Annotated in this window: 2 protein-coding genes and 1 pseudogene; 2 read left to right on the top strand and 1 reads right to left on the bottom strand. The window is 38.6% G+C overall.

The genetic code is table 11. The annotated features are described in order from the left end of the window. A pseudogene (locus AC805_RS26815) lies at window positions 1-186 on the top strand (DDE transposase); the annotation flags it as partial. Between the two features lie 144 nt (window positions 187-330). Further along, window positions 331-1,647, top strand: coding sequence for a hypothetical protein (locus AC805_RS10790; RefSeq protein WP_055075441.1), 1,317 nt, complete (start codon window positions 331-333; stop codon window positions 1,645-1,647). Window positions 1,648-1,686: 39 nt separating this feature from the next. Here AC805_RS10790 and hemF read toward each other — a convergent pair whose 3' ends face one another. Next, window positions 1,687-2,709 carry an oxygen-dependent coproporphyrinogen oxidase gene (hemF, locus tag AC805_RS10785; protein WP_055075440.1) on the bottom strand — a complete coding sequence of 341 codons (1,023 nt, stop codon included), beginning with the start codon at window positions 2,707-2,709 and terminating at the stop codon, window positions 1,687-1,689. Window positions 2,710-3,234 lie beyond the last annotated feature (525 nt).

Here is a 3,234-nt window from a genome sequence, read left to right as displayed (position 1 = left end):
ACGATGGAAGGCTTTTGGTCGCTTTTACGCTCTTGGTTACGACCTCATCGTGGGATTTCTCAAGAAAAGTTACCTTTGTATTTGAGCTTCTTTGAGTTTGTTCATAATGCCAAGAGGAGGGGTAAAGCTTTGCTCAGTGCTTTGCTAGACTCCCTACTTTCTTTACCTCCCCGAAACACCTATTGAGCCAAAGCATATAACCCAAAATAGAGTTACTTGACTTCATAACACAACTCTATTTTGGGTTCCGATTGTGTCTTAAATTACCTGTAGATAGCATATCATAAAGTTTTGAGATTTTATATTTAACTAGACATACCCACTTAGGTAATGAAATTCAATATATTTTTAATGTCATTGCTAATTATTTTGTTTTCTATCTTTTTCATAGCTATTGCTATAGTTATAAATCCGCATATACTTTCAAGTTTTTTTTCAAGTTCTCCTAGCAAGCTTTTTTATGATGTCGAACATTATTCTAACCTAGCAATAAATCCAACTTGTAATGCGTTTTATCCCCTGTGGCCGTGGCTTATTAATAGACTAGGTAAATTAGGCAATGCAGACATTGCAGCATTATGTTTTCGTGTTTTTGGCAGTCTATTATCTTTAATTAGTATTCCTCTATTTTTATGGTTGCTAAAGAAAAATATAAAAAGCTACAGAGTAACAATTTTAACCGCAGCAATATATGCCATCAGTCCTTTATCGGTTTTTAGGATGATTGGATATACTGAAGCGATTTTTTCTGTCTTGAGTTTGTTCTTTCTTATTGCTTTAAGTGATTTAAAAAAAATATCAAAAATATCTTTCAAATTGTTATTTATATTTGCATGTATATTTATATTTTCATTCTTTCTCTCATTGACAAGACCTTTTCTATTGCAAGCAGTAGCTGCTTCGATATTGGCATTTTTATCAACTCTGATAATTAATAAATTTCAAAAGGGTGTAAGTTTTTCTACAATACTAAGACTTTATGGCATAGCTACTTTCCTAATATGTCTTGGAGCTTTAGCTGGTTATTGCGTGTATGGCTTTTATTGTTTGAGTATAAGAGGAGATTTCTTGGCTCCTTTCCACGATCAAAAAGCTTGGGGAAAACAATTAGGTTTTTATCCTCAACTATTTTTTGTACCACTAACCTATGCTGATTTTATTTCTATCTATTTACCTGCGATCGCAACAATCACAGCATGGCTGGTTTCTATCTCTACAAATATTAAAAAATTAACTTTTGTAATTCCAAAGTTTTGGCAATGGATATTACTTTTTGCCTATCCGCCAGCTTTCTTAGCATTTTATAGCTTAGATTTTAATAAAGCTAATTTTCTAAATAAATCGATTAAGTCAAAAGAAATATATCTAACTCAGTCAGCTAATAGTTTGTCTAGCAGTTATTTGTTTTGGTTTTGTATCTATTTTGCTCTCATCCATTCAATCATTATTGTTTTTAGCGACCCAAAATTAACGAGCTTAAGACGTTTTATATTCGGAACGCCTTATTTTTTTGTGGTAATTGCGTATATAAGTCAGTGTTTTTCATCTCGTAAAGTGTGTAAATTACTTTTATGGATACTGGGTATATCAGGCATATGGTTAGTGCAGTATTGGCTAGACTATGCAAATGGTGTTTGGATTGGCTGATCTCTATAAAAAAACACCCCGTAAGAGGTGTTTTTTTTATTAGGCTTGCCAGTTAATCCAGTCTTGAGGTTTCAAGAATGTTTCATGAAGCTCGGCTTCGGGCGTATTGGGTTCGGGATGGTAGTCGTAATCCCAACGTACGAGCGGTGGTAGTGACATCAGGATCGATTCAGTCCGACCATTGGTTTGCAGACCGAAGATCGTGCCGCGATCGTAAACGAGGTTAAATTCTACATAGCGTCCACGACGGTATAGCTGCCATTGCTTTTCGCGATCGCCAAATTCCATATGGCGACGACGATTGGCGATCGGGGTATAGGCAGGGAGAAACGCATTGCCGCAGCTATTCACAAAGGAAAAAATCTCTTCCCAAGTGCGAGGTACATCACCGATCTCGTCACTCATAACTTGAGCGGTTGTGGAGTCACTACTGTTTTTGTAAAGCCCATCCTCTCCATTTTGATAGTCAAAGAAGATGCCACCTACGCCACGGGTTTCACCGCGATGCTTGAGGAAAAAGTAATCATCACACCATTGCTTAAAAACGGGATAGTAATGGGGATTGTGGCGATCGCAGGCATCCTTAAGCGTGCTATGCATATGTTTGGCATCTTCACCAAAGCCATAGTAGGGAGTGAGGTCGAGTCCTCCACCAAACCACCAGATTGGACCTGCTTCAAAATAGCGGTAGTTAAGATGCACGGTGGGAGCGTAGGGATTCTTAGGGTGTAACACCATCGAAGTACCCGTTGCATAAAAGGTCTCACCTGCCACCTCAGGGTGATGGCGCAAAATGGCTGGAGGTAACTGAGAACCATAGACTTCAGAAAAATTAACGCCACCTTTATCAAAATAGTCGCCGTCGGTAATTACTCGCGATCGCCCGCCGCCACCCTCAGCTCGCTCCCACTGATCCTGTTGAAACTTAGCTTTGCCATCGAGTTCTTCTAAGCCTTGGCAAATGCTATCTTGCAGATTCTGCATGAACTGTTTTACTCGGATTTTAGAATCAACGGGAACCTTTGATAAAACCCTACTAGGGGCGATAGGGGCGATAGTCATAATCGTTTCTTACTACTTACTAATATGTGAATATGCGACTGAGGATTTTTATAAAATTTTTCTACTGGGAGCCCTAACCAAAAAAGTCAAGCCCCAATAAATAGATTAAGGATTGATATATCACTGTTAAATACTTTACATTCACTCTGGGATACCTAGGTGAAATGTAAAGCATTGTGTAGTAATTTGTGTAGTAATTTGGATTGCTAGACGAGTGGTGGCACTTAGCGCCGCCACTCGTCTAGCAATCTCGACTTTGTTGTAGCCAAGTGTATTGGTATAGCTGCCGTCAACTGTATCGGGACATCAAACCCAATAGAGAGTTGCGGCGCTTCGCGCCGCAACTCTCTATTGAGTTTGATTTTTGTCCTAACATTACTGACTATAGCTATAAGTCATGGTTTTATGAATATCCCTAATATGCAAGAACTACCAGATCAATTTCTCACTTTGCAAACACCAAGGTTAATGCTGCGCAAACTACTACTTAGTGATGCCGAAGATATTTTTGCCTATGCAAGCGAT

This window comes from Pseudanabaena sp. 'Roaring Creek', from assembly GCF_001402795.1.
Taxonomy (GTDB): Bacteria; Cyanobacteriota; Cyanobacteriia; order Pseudanabaenales; family Pseudanabaenaceae; genus Pseudanabaena.
This window is presented reverse-complemented; position numbering and strand designations above follow the sequence as displayed.